Here is a 20,294-nt window from a genome sequence, read left to right on the forward strand (position 1 = left end):
TGTTTAATTATCGTTGAATAGGTTTAGTTTTTTAAGCCAACTAGTCTTACGGTCAAGTAAAAAGATGTCTAAAAACAATAGTAATAATCCAGCTCCCAAAAACCACTGAAACTGATCTTCAAAATCTGCAAATTGCTTTGCTTCAAACTCTTTCTTATCCATTCCGTTAAGCAAATTCTGTACCGTTTCTACTACCGTGGCAGTATTGCTCCCATCAATATATTCTCCATTTGCTCCCGAGGCAATCTCTTTTAATGTGGTATCATCTAGACGAGTAATTACAGTCTCGCCATTTTGATCTTTTTTATAAGACTGTACGATACCATTACGTTTAAGAGGAATAGGGCCACCTTCTTGTTTACCTACACCTATCGTAAATATGCGTATACCCTCTTCGTTTGCTTGCTCTGCTATATTAGAAGATTCACCTACGTGATCTTCTCCATCAGAAATGATAAATAATACTCTATTTGTTTGCTCCTCGTCGTTATAGTAGGTTTTGGCAAGTTCTATGGCTTCCCCGATAGCTGTTCCTTGACTAGATAACATATCTGTGTTCATCTGGCTCAAGAAGAGCTTTGCACTACTATAATCTGTAGTAATAGGAAGCTGCGGATAAGCACTACCAGCATATGCGATGATACCTATACGATCACTGCCTAGATTGTTAATAATCTGAGTAACGAGTTGTTTTGATTTTTCTATTCGATTAGGAGCTATATCCTCTGCAAGCATAGATTTTGAGACATCTATAGCAAAAACCACATCTACACCTTCTCTTTTTACTGTCTCTAGTTTAGTTCCTATTTTAGGATTTACAAGCCCTACAACTAGAAATAATATGGCAAAACATACTACTATGACTTTAAGACCAGTCTTAAAGTAAGATCTGTTGGGACTTAGTTTCTTAAGTAACTTAGCATTGGCAAATTTCTTCTGTGCACTGCGTTGCCAGATTATTACACCAAGGTACAAGAGTATCACCGCCGGAATAGCCAGCAGTAACCAAAACCATATTTTTTCTTCTAATAGATACATAGTTGCTTTCTTGAAGCGCTATTTATTTTTAAACAAAACTCTTGAAGACCGTGTATTTCAACAGTAATTCTATGAGTAGTAGTAACCCAGCGAGTAACACAAGCGGGCGATATTTTTCTTCGTAGTTCGTGTATTTGAACTCCTCTACATCTGTACGTTCAAGCTTATCTATCTCATTATAGATTTCTTGTAGCTTCTCATTATTAGTTGCTCTAAAATATTGCCCACCGGTGGTGGCTGCAATTTCTTCTAGTAGCTCCTCATCAATGGTTACTTGGATGTTCTCATACACAAAAGTTCCATTTGCATTACGAGCGTACGGTGATAATGCCATCCCGTTTGTTCCCATCCCGATGGTATACACTTTAATTCCAAACTCTTGAGCAAGTTCTGCAGCAATACGAGGATCTATTTGCCCTGCGTTATTCTCACCGTCTGTCATTAAAATAATCACCTTACTTAGTGCCTTACTGTCTTTAAGACGGTTTACACCAGTGGCGAGTCCCATACCTATAGCAGTTCCTCCTTCTATAATGTTATTGTATTGGATACTTTTAAGTGCACTCAAGACAATACTTTTATCGCTGGTAATAGGCGTTTTTGTAAAACTCTCCCCTGCATATTCTATAAGACCTATACGATCATTAGGACGTCCATTTATAAAGCTGGCAGCTACTTTTTTAAGAGCTTCCAGTCTATTAGGACGTAAATCTTTTGCCAGCATACTGGCAGATACGTCTATTGCGATTACAATATCTATACCTTTTGTGGTTTTAGTCTTAGTAGATACCTCCACATTACGAGGTCTTGCTAGTGCGACGATTATTAAGCTTAATGCAGCGAGGCGTAGTATAAATAATAGAGGTCTAAGTTTAGGTAGTAAGCTACTTCCAGTTTTAAAACCTTTAATGCTTGAAAGCTTTACCGCTGGGGTTTGCTTCTTGCGTTTCCATAAATACCAAGCAATGGCAACTGGCAGTGCTAGAAACAGCCAGAAAAACTCAGGATTAGTAAATTCAAAATTGCTTAGCATTAGTTCTCTTCTTTTTCTTTAGCCTGGAGTTCGACACTTTGCATCACGCGCTCTGCGATTTCTTTTCCGTATGGATCTTCATCGTGCCAACTAATAAATAGTTGCTGAATCACATTTTCTGCTTGGAATGTTATGAACGCATACTCTCCAGCATCTACAGTTCCTTTTTCTTGATCTATAACTTGTGAGCCACTACCAAAGGTTTTAATACCTTCTGCACCATTAGGTGTTGTAAACTTCTCACTCTTAAGAATATCTGCAGAGAATCCGTTTGCTTCAAACATAGCAAGCTGGCTAGATATCAATTGTTCTACTTTTACATCGGCTCCTTTTGGGAACTTAAATTGGTACACACCAATAGTCACATTTGCAGGAAAAGTTTGCCATCCAAATGCCGTTGCTTCAATCTTTCCTTGAGCCTCTGGTGGTAATGGAACTTCCTGACGTGTAAGAACTTTTGGGGTGCTTACTACCATAGAAGGGATACCGTATTCACTATTAATCCAATTACCTTCGGCGAGCTCTCTTGTCATGTTTCCAAAAACAAAATCCTTCACTTCACTATATCCTTTAATAGCGATTCCTATTCCTGTAGCGAGTAGTAAAATTGCGAGGATACCGCCTATTCCAGAAAGCCAAAGTTTCCTTTTACGCTTTCGCGAAAGCTCCTCTCTATAATCCTCCTGCATCATTAATTCCTCAACAGTAGGAGGTGGTAATGCTTCTCTGGTTTGTTTTACAATATCTTCTACAGCAAGTCTATCTGCTTGTGCCTTTCCTTCTGGCGGATTAACACGCGCAAATTTTATTAGGTCTGCACGTTTGAAAATATCTTTTATACTAGCGATAGTATGCTTGCTAAAATCGATATGACCACTATCGCGTTCCATCTCAAGACGGGCAATAAGCTCGTCTGTGGTGCTTTCCATAGAACGATCGTACACCTTTTCCTCATAATAGCGACGTATGGCGTCTGTGAGCACAGAGTAGTATTCTTTGTACTTAGCTTCGGCAATGAGGTTTTTACTATCTAACTCTGTAAGCGTAGCCATTGCTTGCTCAAAAGGAGGGATGTATTGCTCTGCTTCTTTTTGTTTCTTGTTGCGACGTAATAACCACCATAAAAACAATGAAATCGCTACCACTACTGGGATAATCCATAACAGATACTTCCACCAGTTGCTGTAGTCTCTTGGCAGTTCTATGATAGGTTTAATGTCATATAATCCTTGATTTACGGTGTCAAGAATCACATTGTTTACTTCAACAAGAAAGGTGTCTGTTTCAACCGTTCTTGTGCCTATAATTACTTTTTGTTTTGGGATTACATAGCGACCACTGTCAAAATGTGTCAAGCCATATTTTTTAATAAGCTTCATTCTAGCAGAGGTAGAACTTGCTGTATCTATAGCATAACTCTCAATAACCTCCAGCGGACTAAAAGTCTGTCCTTCTGGAAAAATAACAGCTTCACCATCATTTGCTAGCGCCTCAATTGTGTAATTGATTTGCTGGCCTATGAGAATACTTGTAGAATCTATGGTTGCACGCACATCATCTTGCGCTTGAACCTGTAGTGAAGAAATAAATAGCAATAAGACTAACGATAACGCACGAAGAATCGCATTCTTAGGAGTTGTTATGTATGTTATGTTGTTATTCATTAATTTTTATCATCTAATGCGAGATTATTTTTAATCTAGCTTTTTATTTTAACCTTACCCTCTTCTCTTAAAATAGCCTAGAAGCTTCTTTACATAGCTTTCATCTGTCCTTACGTCTATCACTCCTGCACCACTACGTTTAAAGGTTTCTTTAAAATAATCTACACGTTCTCGGTAATAATTAGTGTAATCATTACGCACCTTTTTTGAACTTGTATTTACAAGCATGAGTTCGCCAGTTTCTTCATCTTCCATCTGTACAATACCTAGACTAGGGATGCTTTCCTCGCGCTCATCATAAATGCGTATGCCTGTAATATCATGTTTATTTGCAGCGATTTTCATCGTTTGCTCGTAACCATCTGTAATAAAGTCTGAAAGCACAAAAACAATTGCTTTCTTCTTCATTACATTGCTTAAGTACTTAATAGCTTGAGAAAGGTCTGTTTTCTTAGATTTTGGCTTAAACTCTAGTAGTTCGCGTATGATGCGGAGTACGTGGGACTTTCCTTTTTTAGGAGGTATAAATAATTCTATCTCATCTGTAAAAAGGATGAGACCTATTTTATCGTTATTCTGCATGGCGCTAAAGGCTAGCGTCGCAGCAACTTCTGTAACAATCTCGTTTTTGAATTGCTTATCTGTACCAAAAAATTCTGACCCAGAAACATCTGCTACAAGCATCATTGTGAGTTCGCGTTCTTCTTCAAAGACCTTAATGTAAGGCTCACTATAGCGAGCGGTTACATTCCAATCGATGTTACGCACATCATCGCCAAATTGATACTGGCGCACCTCAGAAAAAGTCATGCCACGTCCTTTAAACGTAGAGTGGTACTCACCACCAAAGATATGATCAGACAGTCTACGTGTCTTTATCTCAATCTTGCGTACTTTCTTTAAGAGCTCCTTAGTATCCAATGGTTCTTGTTGCCTTTTGTGTAATAATATGAGGGTTACAAATGATCTTTTAATCTAAAGACTATGGTACTTCAATCTGATTTACAATCTTGTTAATGATATCTACAGAGGTGATATTTTCTGCTTCTGCCTCGTAGGTGATTCCTATACGGTGACGTAAGATATCGTGTACTACGGCTCTTACATCTTCTGGAATTACATAACCTCTACGCTTTATAAAAGCATAACACTTTGCAGCAGTTGCAAGGTTAATACTACCACGAGGAGATGCTCCAAAATTAATAAGAGGTTTAAGATCTGCTAGTCCATAATTTTCTGGATAGCGAGTTGCAAAGATGATATCAAGAATGTACTTCTCAATCTTTTCATCCATGTATACTTCTTTTACGGCTTCTTGTGCACGTAAAATTTGCGCCACTGTAACTACAGGATTTACTTTCTCGTAAGAACCCTTTAAGTTTTGGCGTATAATAAGTTGTTCGTCTGCTATTGTTGGATAATCAATTACCGTTTTAAGCATAAAACGGTCTATTTGTGCTTCTGGAAGTGGGTAAGTACCTTCTTGTTCTACAGGGTTTTGAGTTGCCATTACTAAGAATGGTTTGTCAAGAATAAAAGTTTCGTCACCTATGGTTACCTGCTTTTCTTGCATCGCCTCTAGCAGTGCAGATTGCACTTTGGCTGGAGCACGGTTAATCTCATCTGCAAGAACAAAGTTTGCAAAAATAGGACCTTTCTTGATGCTAAAGTCTGCAAGCTTCATGTTATAGATAAGTGTTCCCACTACATCTGCTGGAAGTAAATCTGGAGTAAACTGTATACGAGAGAAAGACCCGTCTACCGCTTGTGCAAGCGTATTAATCGCAAGCGTTTTTGCAAGTCCTGGAACTCCTTCTAAGAGAATATGACCACGACCTAAAAGACCTATAAGTAAACGCTCGATCATGTGTTTTTGACCTACGATTACTTTGTTCATTTCCATTGCGAGAATGTCTACAAAGGCACTCTCTCTTTCTATCTTCTCATTGATAGCCTGTATATCAATAGCAGTAGTATTTTCTTCCATAATTTCAAATTCTATTAAGCAGATACTTCTAACGTCGCAAAATCACATTTTATTCCTATAAAGCTTGTTAACATTTGGTTAAAAATAAAGGAAAATAAAGGGCTTCGCACACATTTAGGTAGTTTTAGAAGTAGTAATTTTATTCAGAATGCAAATTAAAAAACGATAATGAAATTTTCAAGAATTATTCAAGGTTGTATGACGTGGGGCGTTTGGGGCAAGCAATTCAACGAGCAGCAAATGATTGAGACTATGAATCATTGTTTGGAGAAAGGCATTACCACTTTTGATCATGCAGATATTTATGGTGATTACACGACTGAGGGTGAATGGGGTAACGCTTTCGCGAAAGCGAATATCTCCAGAGACACCATACAAATCATAAGTAAGTGCGGTATCCAGATGAAAGGCGATGCTCGCAAAGAAAATACCATAAAACATTATCAATACGACAAAGAATACATTATCTCAAGCGCCGAAAGATCGCTGAAAGAGCTGCGTACTGAATATCTAGATTTATTCTTATTGCACAGACCAAGCCCACTTCTAGATCCAGACGAAGTGCAAGAGGCCGTGAGTCAATTACAACAGCAAGGCAAGATTAGGGATTTTGGGGTATCTAATTTTACACCGCGAGGTATAGATTTAGTGGCTACAAAAAGTAAGGTAAGCGCAAATCAAATCGAGATTTCTATCACAGAGCGTTCTTCACTTACAGACGGAACGCTAGATTATATGATGAAGCATCATATAACACCTATGAGTTGGAGTCCGCTGGGATCTGTCTTTAGAGAAGACACTCCACAGAATATGCGTATCAAGAAAAAGTTGAAAGAACTGGGCGATAAGTATAACGCAACTGAAGACCAACTACTACTAGCATGGTTGCTCAAACATCCAGCAAATATTCATCCAGTTATAGGGACTACAAGTAAAGACCGTATCACAAATGCTGTAGCAGCAGTAGCGATCAACCTTGAAAGAAAAGATTGGTTTGAACTGCTGGAAGCTAGTACAGGAGAAGAAGTAGCGTAGATTATAAAATAAAAAAAACCTCAAAAGAAATGAAAACAGCACTTATAACAGGCGCAACCAGCGGGATAGGAAGAGCCACAGCAATACGCTTTGCAAATGAATCTATAAACCTTATCCTCTGCGGGCGACGTCAAGAAGAACTGGATACGCTCAAAAATGAATTAAGTAAGCTAGTGCAAGTACATACGCTCAATTTTGATGTGAGAAAGAATGAGAATGTACAAAAAGCTATTTTAGACCTGCCTGAAAATTTTAAACAAATAGACATACTAATTAATAATGCAGGTAATGCTCACGGACTCGATCCTATTCAAACAGGTTCTGTAGAGGATTGGGACGCTATGCTTGACATTAATGTCAAAGGATTGCTTTATGTGAGTAAAGCTGTCATCCCACAAATGACCGCACGTAAAAGCGGACATATAATCAACATAGGATCTACCGCTGCCAAAGAAGTGTACCCTAACGGAAATGTGTATTGCGCAAGTAAACATGCCGTAGATGCTATTAACCAAGGGATGCGCATTGATCTAAATAAATTTAACATCAGAGTAGGAGCAGTGCATCCTGGAATGGTAGAAACTGACTTTAGTAAAGTTCGCTTTAAAAATGATGATGAGCGAGCAGATAAGGTATATCAAGGTTTTGATTGCCTACAACCAGAAGATATTGCAGACATTATTCATTTTGTAGTATCAAGACCTTATCATGTAAATATTGCTGATCTCGTGGTGCTTAGTACGGCACAAGCATCTTCTACTATTGTAAATAAAAGTTGATTGCAAGCTGACTAATAAAATAATGCGATGATCAATAAACGCCTTCTCGTAAAGAACTTACTCGCTCATAATGACGAGAACAGTTTCTACGACAAAAAGCGTAAGATTGACATCAGTAACAAAGAAGGGAAAGCAAAGTTTTTAAAGCACATTTGTGCGCTTTCCAATAGTAACCCAAAGAACAATTCGTTCATAGTAATAGGCGTAGATGACGGCGAAAATGCCATTATAGGTGTGCCATTTTTTGATGACAGCAAACTGCAGAATCTCATAAATGCATACCTAGATAATCCTCCTATAATATCTTATGAGAATATTCCTTTTCCTAATTTGCCGCAGGATAAAGTAGTGGGACTTGTTACCATACGAGCACAAGATAAGCTTACGGCATTGCGGCGTAATATCTGGAAATATTGGGGTGGCACGGTTTTTTTTAGAGATGGGAGTATGTCTATGCCTAAGACGTTCAAGTCGGATATTGTAGATGTAAATAGTGAGATTGTTGCGGCAATTGAAAACCACGCAAAAAACAGCATAGGTCTCACGCTAGATGGTGTAATGGACTTTGTAAATCATCGTCATAAAGACATGGAGAGCACTTATAAGGTGTTTAAAGAGCAGTTTGTGTTGTGCTGGGCAGGAAATAAAAAAGTGGTCAAAGGTCAGACGTACTACTCTCGGGTAGATATAGAGCTCATTAATGAACAAGTAAAACTATTTTACTCAACACTAGATGAGGTAACTATTACTTATGATGAGGATTGCTTCAAAATTCAAGAATTCGTACACTTGGGAGTACAAGAGCACTTTAAATATTATCCACTAGAGGAGGTGGTGATACGCTTTCGCGAAAGCGGAACTTATACCATTGAAACCAAGCTTGTTTTTGAGCCACCAGTGATTGATAAAAAGACATTGTATCACATTTTTAATAACAACAATGTCATTTTTTATAAGCTTAAACGAGGTATAAACCTTAATCAAGGGGAGTGGAATGATTTGTATAATCTAGCTAATACTTACTTGATTTGTTATTTTAATGGTTTTGAAACCGCCATACAGAAGTTGGTAGATTTAAAACCTTTTTTAAAAGTTTTAGATGGTGCTGTCTACGGAAGATATAAGGAAGCCATGCGTATTCTGAGAAAGGTGCGTTATGAATAAAAAATTAAAAAAGAAAGAATAAGAGTATGAGAACATTAGTTTTCGGGGATATACACGGAGGTTACAGAGCCTTAGTGCAGGCAATGGAGAGGGCGAATGTCACACAAGATGATCATCTCATTTTTTTAGGAGATTATGTGGACGGCTGGAGTGAGAGTGATGCAGTTATAGATGAGTTAATGCGCCTCAAGAAAGAATATAAAAAAGTTACTTTAATACGTGGTAACCATGACGACCTTGTGCAGCAATGGCTAGAAGGAAAAACAATGTCTCCTAAGTGGTTACAGCATGGCGGGCAAAGTACAATTGATTGCTATGAAAAGAGATCTGCTCAAGAAATTAAAGAGCATATTGAATTTTATAAGACTTTTGAGGATTACTATCTAGATGATAAAAATCGGTTTTTTTGTCATGCAGGTTTTCAAAATTTAAACGGTCCAGAATACGAGTGGCATAGTACTGCATTTTACTGGGATCGTACACTCTGGGAAATGGCTTGTGCAATGAGAGAAGATCTCAAAAAGGAAGACCCACTATATCCTAAACGTTTACAACTATTTGAAGAGATTTATATAGGTCATACACCCACTACGCGCATTAATTCCTTTGTTCCTGTAAATAAAGCAAACATCTGGAATCTTGACACTGGAGCAGCTTTTAAGGGTTCACTTACGGTAATGGATGTAGATACAAAGGAGTTTTGGCAAAGTGATGCACTTCCATCATTATACCCAGATGAAATAGGTAGAAATTAATAGTTGGCATTGCAAGAAGCAATTAATAGGGAGGTCCGGCGTTTTTAATTTCTCCCGTATCTTTAACACAAAGAATACTTTATGAACTTTAGCGCCCAGCCGCACATTGCGAGATGGTTTATCATCATCGCTTCGCTTATCATTACCACACTTATATTGTGGAATGTGTCGCTGTTTTTTGATCAGCTCAAGGATGCAGAGCGTTCTAAAGTGGAGATTTATGCCGCTGCTTACAGAGCATTTGCAAATACAAGTGATGTTAATCTAGAAACTAGAAACAGGGATACACGCATTGTTTCTGACGAGCTTATATCCTTACAGCAATTTATTATAGGTGATAACAGAACCATCCCTATACTTTTATACAGCATAGAAGAAAATCACTACACACCTAGAAACATCAATAAAGAAGATAAACTCTCGCAAGAAGATTTTAAACGACTTGCAGAGGAGTATGCGCTCATTAATGAGCCTATTGTGATAGGTTATGATGGTGTAGATAGCCAGATTTTATATTACGGAAACTCATCTGTTATTAATCAGCTCAAGTATTTTCCTATTGCGCTTATTGTGATTGTTATTCTCTTTGTGGCATTGATTTACTTCTATTACTTAACCTCAAAAGCTGGAGCTCAAAATCTGCTTTGGGCAGGTATGGCAAAGGAAACCGCACACCAAATAGGGACACCACTTTCATCCCTTGTAGGTTGGACAGAAATTCTCAAAACAGAAAATGTAGATCCAGATTATATTGCAGAGATGACTAAGGATATCAATAGGCTAGAGACCATTACAAATCGTTTTAGTAAGATAGGCTCTGTCCCAGATCTAGAAGAAGTAGATATCATAGCAGAAACACAAGAAGCCTATGATTATTTGAGCAAGAGAAGCTCAAAACTCATTAATTTCACCTTGGATGTTCCTCAAGGGGAATTGCCTGTGATGCTTAATAAAGAACTCTATGGGTGGACTTTTGAGAACCTCATTAAAAATGCGATTGATGCCATGAAAGGTAAAGGAGCATTAACTATCGCAATTTCACGTGACACCAGATTTGCCAAAATTCTAATTACAGATACAGGTAAAGGAATCCCAAAATCTAAGTTTAATAATATTTTTGAACCAGGTTTTACTACAAAAAGACGTGGCTGGGGTCTTGGACTTTCGCTCGCAAGACGTATTGTTGAGGAGTATCATGACGGACGAATAAGAGTACTGGAATCAGAATTAAACAAAGGAACCACTATGCAAATCTCCCTACGACTAGCCGAATGAATACACGTGTAAAAAATATAAAAGAAGAGGTTATAAGTGACCAGTGGGCAACGCTTAAAAAAGTCTATTTTGACTATCAGAATGAAGATGGCTCTTGGGATCAGGTGCGACGCGAGGTTTATGATCGTGGTGATGGAGCTTGCGCACTGCTTTATAATGTAAAAAGGCAAACGGTATTGCTCATAAAGCAATTTAGACTGCCAGCATATCTTAATGAGGATAGTGGTTTCCTTATAGAAGCTTGTGCAGGCATGATAGAAGATGAGACTCCAGAGCAAACGATCATTAGGGAGTTAGAAGAAGAGATGGGGTATGATATTGATGCCATTACAAAAGTGGGTGACTTTTTTATGACTCCTGGCGCAAGTACAGAGCGCATTCATATGTTTCTTGCGTCATACGAGGAGCAACAAAAAGTAAGTAATGGCGGAGGTTTGGTAACAGAACATGAAGATATCACTGTGGTTGAGTATGCTTTCGCGAAAGCGTTAAAAGCATTAAAAAATGGAGAGATAAGAGATGCAAAAACCGTAATCTTGCTGCAAAATTTGGCGCTATCTGGAATCATGGAAAGATCTAACTAGCCATATACATCGTACTTCTTTTATGACAACCGAATTAAAGACCATACAAACGACTATTTTACAGTGCAACTGCCCAGAATGCTACAGTAATAGTGGCCTTGAATTAAGTTTCAAACAAGAGTGGAAAGATACTTTCTGGGTAAAAAAAGCGACAGATGTAGTACGTGAAGAGATATACTGCAAGCACTGTGAGTTTCCTATTTATCCCGTAAAATGGACTGCAGATATTGAGCGCCTCTATGAGTACAACCTAAAACGCGCCGAAAAGGAAACCTTCTTTAAAGTAAAATCACAAACCTATGTGATAGGGGCAATAGCTGTAGCAGTTATCGCTATTGTGGTTTTTGCGTTGGTTAGTAGTTTGTAAATTTAAAATCCATAAGCTATTTTAAACAGTACCGTACGTTCTTGTATAAATGTACGAGTGTCACTTATGAGAAATTGATTAAAGCTATTTTCGTTTTTAAAACGAGTGTCAAATATATTATCTACATCGATAGTAAACGTCCAGGGGCTGTCTTCTTGAGCATATAGCAGAGAGGTATTCCCTAATGAAAACCTATTAATTTGACTAAGTGATTTATTCTCGTAGTATGTAAAGTTATAATCTGCATCAATCACAAAGTCCTTAAAAAATCGATACTCTAGATGTACAGATGGATTGATCTGAGTAAAGTTTGAGCTGGTAGTTGCAGACTCAAATATATTAAAACGCTGGTTCCAATTGAATTCAACGTTTGGTGCATTTTTAAAGCGCGTTTCTAAACCTAAAGAATACGAATAGCTTTGCGATTCAAAATCTTGAAGTACTGTATTTATCACACGCGAATAATCTGATAGGGATGCGGTGCTTCCTACCTTTATCTTACAGTCTCCTAGTAGTTTTGTGTATTGAATATTGCCACTATAGCTGTTTTCTGGTAGTGAAGTATAGACAATTGTATTGATTTGATCTATACCTTCTATCACAGTATTATTTCTAATGGATTGCAGCCTGTTTGTATAATTAAACCCAGCATTTAAGAAAGTTCCCTTAAATAGGCTAAATTTACTATAGGTAATTCTCGCACTATGATATAACTCATTTTCTAGCCGCTCATTACCTGCAAATACTTGATTAAAGGAGCTAAGCCTCAATCTATTTGCAAACTGGCTTGCTTCTCCAAAACGTGAGTTGAGATTGTAGCGCAATTTTACTTTATGAGAGCTGTTAAGTTCCCAGTCTACGCTGAGCTCTGGAAGTACTACAGTTTTTCCAGTTTGACGAAGCTCGGTGTCTAGCTGCTTTATTTTCCAATCATAATAGTGATAGAAGATACCAGGTTTAAATATAAATTTACCTGCTTTTGCTTTGTATTGCATCCCTGCATAGGTGTCAGAAAGGCGATAGTCTAGGTCATTATTAAATCCAGCAGCGGTAAAGTTATTAGTATTATTTTCTAGCTCTTGAGAGTCGCTAGTATCATATTGCTGATCAATGTAGCGTATGCCAGCTTCTGGGTAGATGTGGTGAAAACGTTGTAACACCCAGTAGTGCTTTACATTAAAGTTGAGGTCATGCCCCTTGTTTTTGCGCACTTGGTCAAGCAGGATAGCATCACCAGTGTTTTCTATAGGAATGATACCTGTAAAAATAGGTCTATTAAAATTCCAATCTCCTCGAGTATCAGTATCTACATATTTATGACTTAGATTTATAGATGTAGTATGCTTGGGAGTAAATTGTTTATTGACACTTAATTTTTGCGTAATATCTGAAGAGCTTGGAATGTTTTTTTGATTTAAAAAGGTGCTCTCTGTAGCTGTAAATGAATCCAAAGAAGAGTTTCCCTCACCACTATTAGTTTTTAAGAATACTTCATAGTTCATATTAAGGTTTTCTTCTCCCATGTAGCGTAAAGAAGCTTTAGTAAGACTAAAAAACAAGCTGTTCTCTTGAGTTGTCGTTCGCTGTTCATCTATGTTTTGACCAGATAAATAGGTAATACTATTTTCTTGACGCGTTTTTAAGTCGCCACCAGATAGGATGGTATAACCACTAAGGTCAAGTTGAGGAGTTAAGGCCTGGTTTATAGATAATGCCCCAAAGTTATTGCGATTAAAGGTAAAGTCACGTTGTGATAAGAATCGTGCAAACTCATCATTATATAATTTAAAATAGGCACTAGGATCTTCTGCTAGGCGAGAAAAGCCTCCCTCAAAATCAATATAATCTTGAGTGGTAAATGACTTTTTATCTATATTATTAAAGTCACCTATAACGTTCACACTCGTTTTTGGACTATAATAAAATAAGGTAGGGTGCAAGAGATAGCGGTCTTCTATACCTCCGCCCGCTTCTAGTTCTCCAAAGGCAAACTTCTTTTTGCCATCTTTAAGTTTAATATTAAGAGCCAGTTGCTCGCTATCACTTAATCCCTTTAAGAATGATACCTCATTATAATTATCTAGCGCCTCTATTTCATCTATGACTCCAGCGGGAATATTATTAACTCCTAGTTTTTCATCACCCGTAAAGAATTCTTTTCCATCTACAAGAAGTTTGGTTACTTCTTTCCCATTTACCGTAACATTTCCCGCGCGGTCTACATCTAGTCCAGGTAATTTTTTAAGCACGTCACGTAGTTTACGTTCTTCACCCGTTAAGAATTTTTCTGGGCGGTACGTGATGGTGTCTTCTCGTATTTTAATGGGTGTGCGCTCTGTGAGAATAATTTCTTCAAGGCTTTGGGTAGATGGTGTAAGAGTGATATTTCTCGTGGTATCTTGTGATAACTTTATGGTGTCTTTATAAGTAGTAAATCCCAGATAGCTAATCTCCATTAAATAAGAGATGTCCTCCTTAAGAGTAACTTGATAAAAACCCTCTTGATCTGTGATGGAGAAACGTACTTTATCTTCGTTTTGAATAGTAGGGAAGAAGAGGATGTTTGTATTAGGTAAAGGACTTTGCAGGGTGTCCAGTGTTTTGCCATTTAATACAACAGTTTGAGCAAAAGAAGAAAGTCCCACTAATAAAAGTAGGACTGTATATACATGAATTTTAAAATTTTTGTGCTGCAAATTTTTTTAATTTCCCCCCTCCCTCAAGGATTGTAAATAGAGGTTTATTTATAAATTTAATTTTTACGATTTATCATCTTCTCGTATAATTTTTTAGATATATCAAGATAAGTATTATAAGTTATGTATTTACCTTTTTTTGGGAACTCAATAATATCATTATCAATTATATTCAATTGAATATTTGTTGCAGTGTATTCAATATTGTCAATTTGAAGACTTAGGATTAAGCCAGGAAATCCACCATAACCAATTGGACCGAAAGAAGAGTTCAATTCAGGTGAAAACCATGCAATAATTTTTTGTTCAAAAAGACCAGTGGGGTTTTCTATGGTTCTAGTAGTAGTAGCTCTATAACATAAATAATTATTTATAGTTTTTGAGTTATTATCTAGAATCCAATTTAAGTTTTTATACTCAGTAGTGTAATCAACTACGTAGTTTTCTCCAAAATATTCAATATAATGAAGTGATTTGTTCTTTTTGTCAGAAGCATACACCCCATTTCCGCCACCTATTCGAAGTGCAGTATTCAAATTTTTAGAAAGTCCATCATCTAAGAAGTCATCCATTTTAAATATAGATTCTTCTTTATTGTATCTCAAAGTGAACGAGAGCTTTTCGAAGGAAGAATTTATGGCCGCAACTTTTTTTATGTTTTGTTTTCCAGAATCATCTATTAAGAGCCTTTTGCTATAGGTTACTATTGACTGTTGTGAATGTATTACAAAAAATGATAAGCCGAAAAGTAAGCTAAATATTAATTTCATTTACAAATAATTTAATAGGGATAATAAACTTTTATCATCCCCATTGATTCTTAATATATTTATTGTTCTGCAGCTTTGCAAAGCATGTCCCATTGATTCATAACTTCCAAATAAGTGTTGAAGTCATATTGTACTCCTAATTGCTCTTCTTCATATGCCACAGCATCATGAGCAAATTGCGTACAATCTGAAATTATTACATTAGCAAATCCAGAGTTCGTTAAGCATATAGTGAGTAAAGCGGTTAAAATTATTTTTTTCATATTTTAGTTTTAAGTGGTTTTAGTTTTTAGCTTGATCGCATAAATCATACCATGCGAGAAATGCGTAGTTATATTCAGTAAAAGTCATAGGGCCAAAGGTGTCCATCTCTAGTTGAATGCCTTCTTGAGCAAAATCAACACAGTCTTCACCTTGTTCTTCTTTAAAGTCATTTATATTTGTGGCAAATGCATTAAATGAAATAAAAGAGGAAACAATTAGAAATAAAATTTTCTTCATAATATATTGGTTTTTAGATTAATGAGTTTCAAACCTAAAAAAAAAAAAACGAACAAACAAAGAAAAATCTTACAAATAGTTTAGAAAGTTAGAAATATTATTAATTGAATAGCAGGTGTTTATGTTTCTAAAACTCCCTTTTTATAACCTCTACAAGCTCTTTAAACTCACCATCGCTAAGCGTCACTTTTTTCTTAAACTGGATATCTTCCATAGTTTGTAGTGGTACAAGGTGTACGTGCACGTGAGGAACTTCAAGACCTATTACAGAAACGCCTACGCGTTTACAAGGCACTGCTTTTTCTAGTACGATAGCAACCTTACGAGAAAATAGCATGAGGTCGAGATATTCTTGTTCCTCAAGATCAAATATTTTATTTACCTCTTTTTTAGGAATACAAAGTATATGTCCTTTTGCATTAGGATTTACATCCAGAATAGCGATGTGTTTATCATCTTCGGCAACGATGTGTCCTGGAATTTCTTTATTTATAATCTTCGTGAAAATGCTTGGCATAATTTGAAATTGAAATTGAAACTGAACTCGAACAAGCTCCTTATTTACTATTTTTAATTCTGGTGACGATTATTCTTATGAGTTGATCGTTTTCATTTCTAAGCGATGCGAGATTGTCTTCGGATAATATATTTGCTTTAACTAGAATGTTGAGATTGCGCATGCTTTCTCTTAGTTCTTTTAAACAAATTCTAAGTTTGTGAACTTTATCGTTAGTAGTTCCCGCCCCTAAGGCTTCTCCATAGTTTAAAGCAGATGAGCAAGATGATCTTATCAATTGTTTTGCGAGATATTCTGCAGCAAATGAAGATGGTTTTTTACTGTAAAGTATAATAACCGCAGCAGCAAAATCTTCCAGTCGTTCACTCAAATCGAAAGGTTTATCGCTCATATTATAATTCTTTAGCCATCTTCATTTTTCAACTTCTCGTTCAACTTCAACTTCAACTTCAACTTCAAGTTCTACTTAGTCCCTTGAGATAGAAACAATGTCAAATTTCATCACGCCACTTGGCACTTGAATTTCGGCTACTTCACCTACTTCCTTGCCTAGCAGTCCTCTACCTATAGGTGAGTCTACAGAGATGAGGCCCTTTTTAATGTCGGCTTCATTTTGAGCTACTAGTTTGTAGGTCATCATAGCGCCATTTATTTGATTTTTAATCTTGACGCTAGAGTGTACTAGTACTTTAGAAGTGTCCAGCTGTGACTCGTCAATGATACGTGCATTTGAGGCTAGGTTTTCTAGTTTAGCAATACGCATTTCTAGCATACCTTGCGCTTCCTTTGCGGCATCATATTCGGCATTCTCACTTAAATCTCCTTTGTCACGAGCATCTGCAATGTCTTGCGACGCCTTTGGGCGCTCTACATCGCGTAGTTGATTTAGTTCGTCCTTAAGCTTTTTTAAGCCCTCTGGTGTATAATAATTTACCTTACTCATAATAGATCCGGTTTAAGTATAATTAGTTTAAAAATGTTGTCATTTTATGCATACACATAAAAAAAGTCCCTCTTCGGGACGTGTCTCACGAATATACAAAATATTTTAAATCCTTTACCGTTTTATGGTACCTTGCGAGCCTAAATTATTGAAATCACGCTTTCGCGAAAGCGTAAAAAAAATACTTCTATGCGTCAGATATTGACCTTTGTTATTCTTATTGTCTTTTGTTTTTCATGCACAAATAGTGATGATGGAAACCAGCGTAATCCTTTCTTACTAGATGTGAACTTTTCTACGCAATTGAGCGCTATCCAAGTACTAGATTTAGAAATCCCAAGTAACCCTATCTATGTTCAAAATGGAGGTATACGTGGTCTTTTTGTTATTAATACAGGTAGCAGCATTGTTGCGTGGGAAGCATCAGATCCTAACCATGCGCCTAATGATTGCTCACTTATGGTCATAGATGGTATCAATGTAAAATGCCAGTGTGATGATGATAATAGTTACAACCTCTTTACTGGGCAGTCTAATAATGAAGTGCTAGAATACACAATGCTTAATTACCGAGTAAATGCTTCTGGTAATAGCATCACCGTATTTAACTAAAAGTAAAAAAAGAAGCCGACTCAAAAGAGGCGGCTTCTCACTTACAATTTGTAGTTCAGTCCCCCAACTGATTACACATTGTTTAATTTTAGTGTCTTAAATATAGCGAAAATTAAATAATAAGGTCGTTTATCCCTTAAAATTTAAGTGTAGCTCCTACTAAGAAGTTAATTCCCGCCTGCGGATAATAGCCCGCTCCTTCAATTGTTGTAATCTCATTAGGTACTGAGAAATCATCATCATAGGTGAAGAAATACCCGTTAGACACATAGTCTATATTAAAGATGTTGTTTACTAATCCGTTAAGGATAATTGATTTAAAAACAGACACATCCTTTATCTCATAACTTATATTTAAATCATTTGTAAAGTAACTGTCTAGCTTTGAAAAGTCGCTATCGATGTTCCCTAGATATTGTTCTCCTACATATTTTGATAAGAAGCTCAATCTTAGATTTTCTGCAGGTTTATAGCTTATGGTGTTACCCACTACTACATCTGGAGAATAAGAGATATTTGTATTGCCTAGGTTTGTTAATACACCATCTCTTTCAAAAACGAAGTCTTTGTTTTTATTTGTACTTAGCGCCAGGTTAGGTTGTATCATTAACTTATCAGTAATCGCAACTGCAGCATCTATTTCAATACCTACTCTATAACTCTCACCACTGTTTGCACGTATAGGTGCTCCTACATCATCTAGCGCTCCAGTAAGAACTAGCTGGTCACGATATCCCATATAATATCCATTTACATTAAGCGACACGCGGCTCGTGTTGTATCTCCATCCTAATTCCCAGTCGTTAAGACGCTCTGGACGCGGTGCTCCGTTTTCAAAATCTGTACGGTTAGGTTCGCGATTTGCTCTTGCAAAAGATGCATATAATTGGTTTTCGCTGTCTATTTTATAAGAAAGACCTGCTTTCGGGTTAAAGAAACTATAGTCTTCGTCTACAATAAATTCGGCAACGTCAGAGTTGATTCCGTCTGTAGTGTATGAGATAAAGCGCTGCTGTAGGTCTAAGTATCCACTCCATTTAGAATTGAAGCGGTAGTTCGCTTTCGCGAAAGCAGAAAATTCTTTTTTCTTTCCAGTCCCGAAGTAATAGTTGTCACCAGTCTCACTATCACTAGCAAAACGCGCCCAAATCACTTCGCCAAAATGGTCTCCATCATAAATACTACCGTAAGCACCACCTACAAAGTCAATCTTGTTGTCCTTGTAATTTGCTGTCGCACTTGCCACATAGAAGTCATTGTCTAACCAGCGACGTCTTATAATATCTGATGTTTCTATGGTTTCACTACCTATAACTACTGGGGCAATGCTGTAAAATGCAAGATCTTCATCCTCCTTGTATTCTTCAAAAAAGCCTCTACCATAGGTGTAGTTTATACTGAGCTGTGTGCTCCAGTTATTGTCATAACGCTGGTTCCAGTGCAGTTGGTAATGATCCTGCTTGTAATCATCTACTTGATTCTCGTGAAAGCGTGTTTCACCATTCTCATCTGTAAACTGTCCTGCAGGGTTGAAGGTTCTATCTTCGGCTAGTGTCTCAGCATCTATACCAAACCAAGATTGGTATGTAACTTCAGACCCTGCAAAGTTGATAAGCTTGATAAGCGTATTATCATCCTTATAGGCTGCTTGCAAAAAGTAAGATTTAAGATCAGATGACGCACGGTCGATGTAACCGTCAGACTTAATCTGCGATAAACGACCAGATATCTCTATGTGATCGTTAAGCAAGCCTGTGCTAAATTTTACATTATGACGTCGCGTACCAAAAGACCCAAAAGAGTTAGAAATCTCACCATATGCCTCGTTAGAAATTGCATCTGTAAGAATATTAAGACTTGCTCCAAAGGCTCCAGGTCCATTAGTAGAAGATCCTACACCACGTTGTAACTGTAAACTCTCTACAGAAGAGCTGAAGTCTTGAAGATTTACAAAGAACGTCGTTGCACTCTCTGCATCATTGTATGGGATTCCATTTATAGTAACATTGATGCCTTGATTACCCGTACCGCGCACTCTAAAACCTGTGTAGCCTATTCCTGCACCTGCATCTGAGGTTGTTACTACACTTGGTAAAAAGTTGAGCTGCGTAGCAATGTCTTGTCCTAAGTTGCGCTCTGCAATTTGTTTTTTTGTAAGGTTGGAATGCGTAATTGGTGAGTCGGCTTTTACTCGTACAGAACGAACTAAAACTTCATCAAGTGACTCTACTTTTGTAGTGTCTACCACTGTTTTCTCTTGTGCACTAGCTGTAATTCCTGCAAGCGCAATCATACTCAATAGGATCTTTTTCATCCGTATATGGTTTAGTTACGAATACAAAGGGCAAATATTCTAAATAAGTTAGCATTTACATACCTGTGCCGTGAGCACATATTGAAGAGGGTGCACCATAGTGCTTCTCAAGAGAAATATGGTAACACTAGAAAAGCTAATTTGTATAGCGTTATCTGGAAAGACATGTTCCTCATTCCTAAACAGCATTACCTGTTCTAGGTTCAATGGGTATAATCTCAGCTTCGTGAAAAGCACCCCTTTGAGATTTTGCAAAGATA

21 protein-coding genes and 1 riboswitch are annotated in these 20,294 nt (G+C 37.2%); of the genes, 8 read left to right on the forward strand and 13 right to left on the reverse strand.

Going from position 1 to position 20,294, the window contains the following annotated elements; all coding sequences use genetic code 11:
* Window positions 1-3: 3 nt before the first annotated feature.
* From ACJJVU_RS02595 to ACJJVU_RS02615, 5 genes are all read right to left on the reverse strand, one after another.
* On the reverse strand, window positions 4-1,038 hold the full coding sequence (locus tag ACJJVU_RS02595; RefSeq protein WP_405221974.1) for a vWA domain-containing protein: 1,035 nt from the start codon (window positions 1,036-1,038) through the stop codon (window positions 4-6).
* Between the two features lie 28 nt (window positions 1,039-1,066).
* Window positions 1,067-2,071 carry a vWA domain-containing protein gene (locus ACJJVU_RS02600; RefSeq protein WP_405221976.1) on the reverse strand — a complete coding sequence of 335 codons (1,005 nt, stop codon included), beginning with the start codon at window positions 2,069-2,071 and terminating at the stop codon, window positions 1,067-1,069.
* Window positions 2,071-3,735: a hypothetical protein gene (locus ACJJVU_RS02605; RefSeq protein ID WP_405221979.1), complete on the reverse strand. Its 1,665-nt coding sequence runs from the start codon at window positions 3,733-3,735 to the stop codon at window positions 2,071-2,073. Before ACJJVU_RS02605 ends, ACJJVU_RS02600 begins: the two co-directional genes overlap by 1 nt.
* A 54-nt stretch (window positions 3,736-3,789) precedes the next feature.
* The gene (locus tag ACJJVU_RS02610) at window positions 3,790-4,656 is read right to left on the reverse strand and encodes a DUF58 domain-containing protein (protein WP_405221982.1); all 867 of its coding nucleotides are present in this window, start codon (window positions 4,654-4,656) and stop codon (window positions 3,790-3,792) included.
* A 61-nt stretch (window positions 4,657-4,717) separates the two neighbouring features.
* The gene (locus ACJJVU_RS02615) at window positions 4,718-5,722 is read right to left on the reverse strand and encodes a MoxR family ATPase (RefSeq protein WP_108877319.1); all 1,005 of its coding nucleotides are present in this window, start codon (window positions 5,720-5,722) and stop codon (window positions 4,718-4,720) included.
* Between the two features lie 168 nt (window positions 5,723-5,890).
* Between ACJJVU_RS02615 and ACJJVU_RS02620 the strand changes: the two genes are divergently transcribed.
* The 7 genes from ACJJVU_RS02620 to ACJJVU_RS02650 all read left to right on the forward strand — a co-directional run bounded on the left by ACJJVU_RS02620 (window position 5,891) and on the right by ACJJVU_RS02650 (window position 11,681).
* On the forward strand, window positions 5,891-6,757 hold the full coding sequence (locus ACJJVU_RS02620; protein ID WP_405221986.1) for an aldo/keto reductase family oxidoreductase: 867 nt from the start codon (window positions 5,891-5,893) through the stop codon (window positions 6,755-6,757).
* A 29-nt stretch (window positions 6,758-6,786) separates the two neighbouring features.
* Window positions 6,787-7,536: an SDR family NAD(P)-dependent oxidoreductase gene (locus ACJJVU_RS02625; protein WP_405221989.1), complete on the forward strand. Its 750-nt coding sequence runs from the start codon at window positions 6,787-6,789 to the stop codon at window positions 7,534-7,536.
* A 27-nt stretch (window positions 7,537-7,563) separates the two neighbouring features.
* Window positions 7,564-8,700, forward strand: a complete 1,137-nt coding sequence (locus ACJJVU_RS02630) for an ATP-binding protein (RefSeq protein ID WP_405221992.1) — start codon at window positions 7,564-7,566, stop codon at window positions 8,698-8,700.
* A 26-nt stretch (window positions 8,701-8,726) separates the two neighbouring features.
* Window positions 8,727-9,455 carry a metallophosphoesterase family protein gene (locus ACJJVU_RS02635; RefSeq protein WP_405221995.1) on the forward strand — a complete coding sequence of 243 codons (729 nt, stop codon included), beginning with the start codon at window positions 8,727-8,729 and terminating at the stop codon, window positions 9,453-9,455.
* Between the two features lie 81 nt (window positions 9,456-9,536).
* A complete protein-coding gene (locus ACJJVU_RS02640) occupies window positions 9,537-10,730 on the forward strand; it encodes a sensor histidine kinase (protein ID WP_405221998.1) in 1,194 nt (397 codons plus the stop codon).
* On the forward strand, window positions 10,727-11,314 hold the full coding sequence (locus tag ACJJVU_RS02645; RefSeq protein ID WP_405222001.1) for an NUDIX domain-containing protein: 588 nt from the start codon (window positions 10,727-10,729) through the stop codon (window positions 11,312-11,314). Before ACJJVU_RS02640 ends, ACJJVU_RS02645 begins: the two co-directional genes overlap by 4 nt.
* Window positions 11,315-11,336: 22 nt before the next feature.
* Window positions 11,337-11,681 (forward strand): hypothetical protein, encoded by a 345-nt coding sequence (locus tag ACJJVU_RS02650; protein WP_405222004.1) that lies wholly within the window; start codon window positions 11,337-11,339, stop codon window positions 11,679-11,681.
* A 2-nt stretch (window positions 11,682-11,683) separates the two neighbouring features.
* On the opposite strand, the gene ACJJVU_RS02655 is transcribed toward ACJJVU_RS02650, so the two are convergent.
* The 7 genes from ACJJVU_RS02655 to greA form a co-directional block, all read right to left on the reverse strand.
* Entirely contained in the window at window positions 11,684-14,377 is a 2,694-nt protein-coding gene (locus ACJJVU_RS02655) for an outer membrane beta-barrel protein (protein WP_405222007.1), read from the reverse strand.
* A 56-nt stretch (window positions 14,378-14,433) separates the two neighbouring features.
* Window positions 14,434-15,147 carry a GLPGLI family protein gene (locus tag ACJJVU_RS02660; protein WP_405222009.1) on the reverse strand — a complete coding sequence of 238 codons (714 nt, stop codon included), beginning with the start codon at window positions 15,145-15,147 and terminating at the stop codon, window positions 14,434-14,436.
* A gap of 59 nt (window positions 15,148-15,206) precedes the next feature.
* A complete protein-coding gene (locus tag ACJJVU_RS02665; RefSeq protein ID WP_405222012.1) occupies window positions 15,207-15,410 on the reverse strand; it encodes a hypothetical protein in 204 nt (67 codons plus the stop codon).
* Window positions 15,411-15,429: 19 nt separating this feature from the next.
* Window positions 15,430-15,648, reverse strand: coding sequence for a hypothetical protein (locus ACJJVU_RS02670; RefSeq protein WP_405222015.1), 219 nt, complete (start codon window positions 15,646-15,648; stop codon window positions 15,430-15,432).
* Window positions 15,649-15,775: 127 nt separating this feature from the next.
* Complete coding sequence (locus tag ACJJVU_RS02675) at window positions 15,776-16,165, reverse strand: HIT family protein (protein WP_405222018.1); 390 nt, start codon at window positions 16,163-16,165, stop codon at window positions 15,776-15,778.
* Between the two features lie 40 nt (window positions 16,166-16,205).
* Window positions 16,206-16,556, reverse strand: a complete 351-nt coding sequence (locus ACJJVU_RS02680; protein WP_405222021.1) for a four helix bundle protein — start codon at window positions 16,554-16,556, stop codon at window positions 16,206-16,208.
* A gap of 75 nt (window positions 16,557-16,631) precedes the next feature.
* On the reverse strand, window positions 16,632-17,108 hold the full coding sequence (gene greA, locus ACJJVU_RS02685) for a transcription elongation factor GreA (RefSeq protein ID WP_339846481.1): 477 nt from the start codon (window positions 17,106-17,108) through the stop codon (window positions 16,632-16,634).
* Between the two features lie 189 nt (window positions 17,109-17,297).
* Between greA and ACJJVU_RS02690 the strand changes: the two genes are divergently transcribed.
* Window positions 17,298-17,720 carry a hypothetical protein gene (locus ACJJVU_RS02690; RefSeq protein WP_405222024.1) on the forward strand — a complete coding sequence of 141 codons (423 nt, stop codon included), beginning with the start codon at window positions 17,298-17,300 and terminating at the stop codon, window positions 17,718-17,720.
* A gap of 136 nt (window positions 17,721-17,856) precedes the next feature.
* Here ACJJVU_RS02690 and ACJJVU_RS02695 read toward each other — a convergent pair whose 3' ends face one another.
* The gene (locus ACJJVU_RS02695; protein WP_405222027.1) at window positions 17,857-20,034 is read right to left on the reverse strand and encodes a TonB-dependent receptor; all 2,178 of its coding nucleotides are present in this window, start codon (window positions 20,032-20,034) and stop codon (window positions 17,857-17,859) included.
* 159 nt (window positions 20,035-20,193) lie between these two features.
* A riboswitch (TPP riboswitch) is annotated at window positions 20,194-20,285 on the reverse strand.
* Window positions 20,286-20,294 lie beyond the last annotated feature (9 nt).

The sequence above is a fragment of the Dokdonia sp. Asnod1-B02 genome (assembly GCF_045063955.1).
Classification (GTDB): Bacteria; Bacteroidota; Bacteroidia; order Flavobacteriales; family Flavobacteriaceae; genus Dokdonia.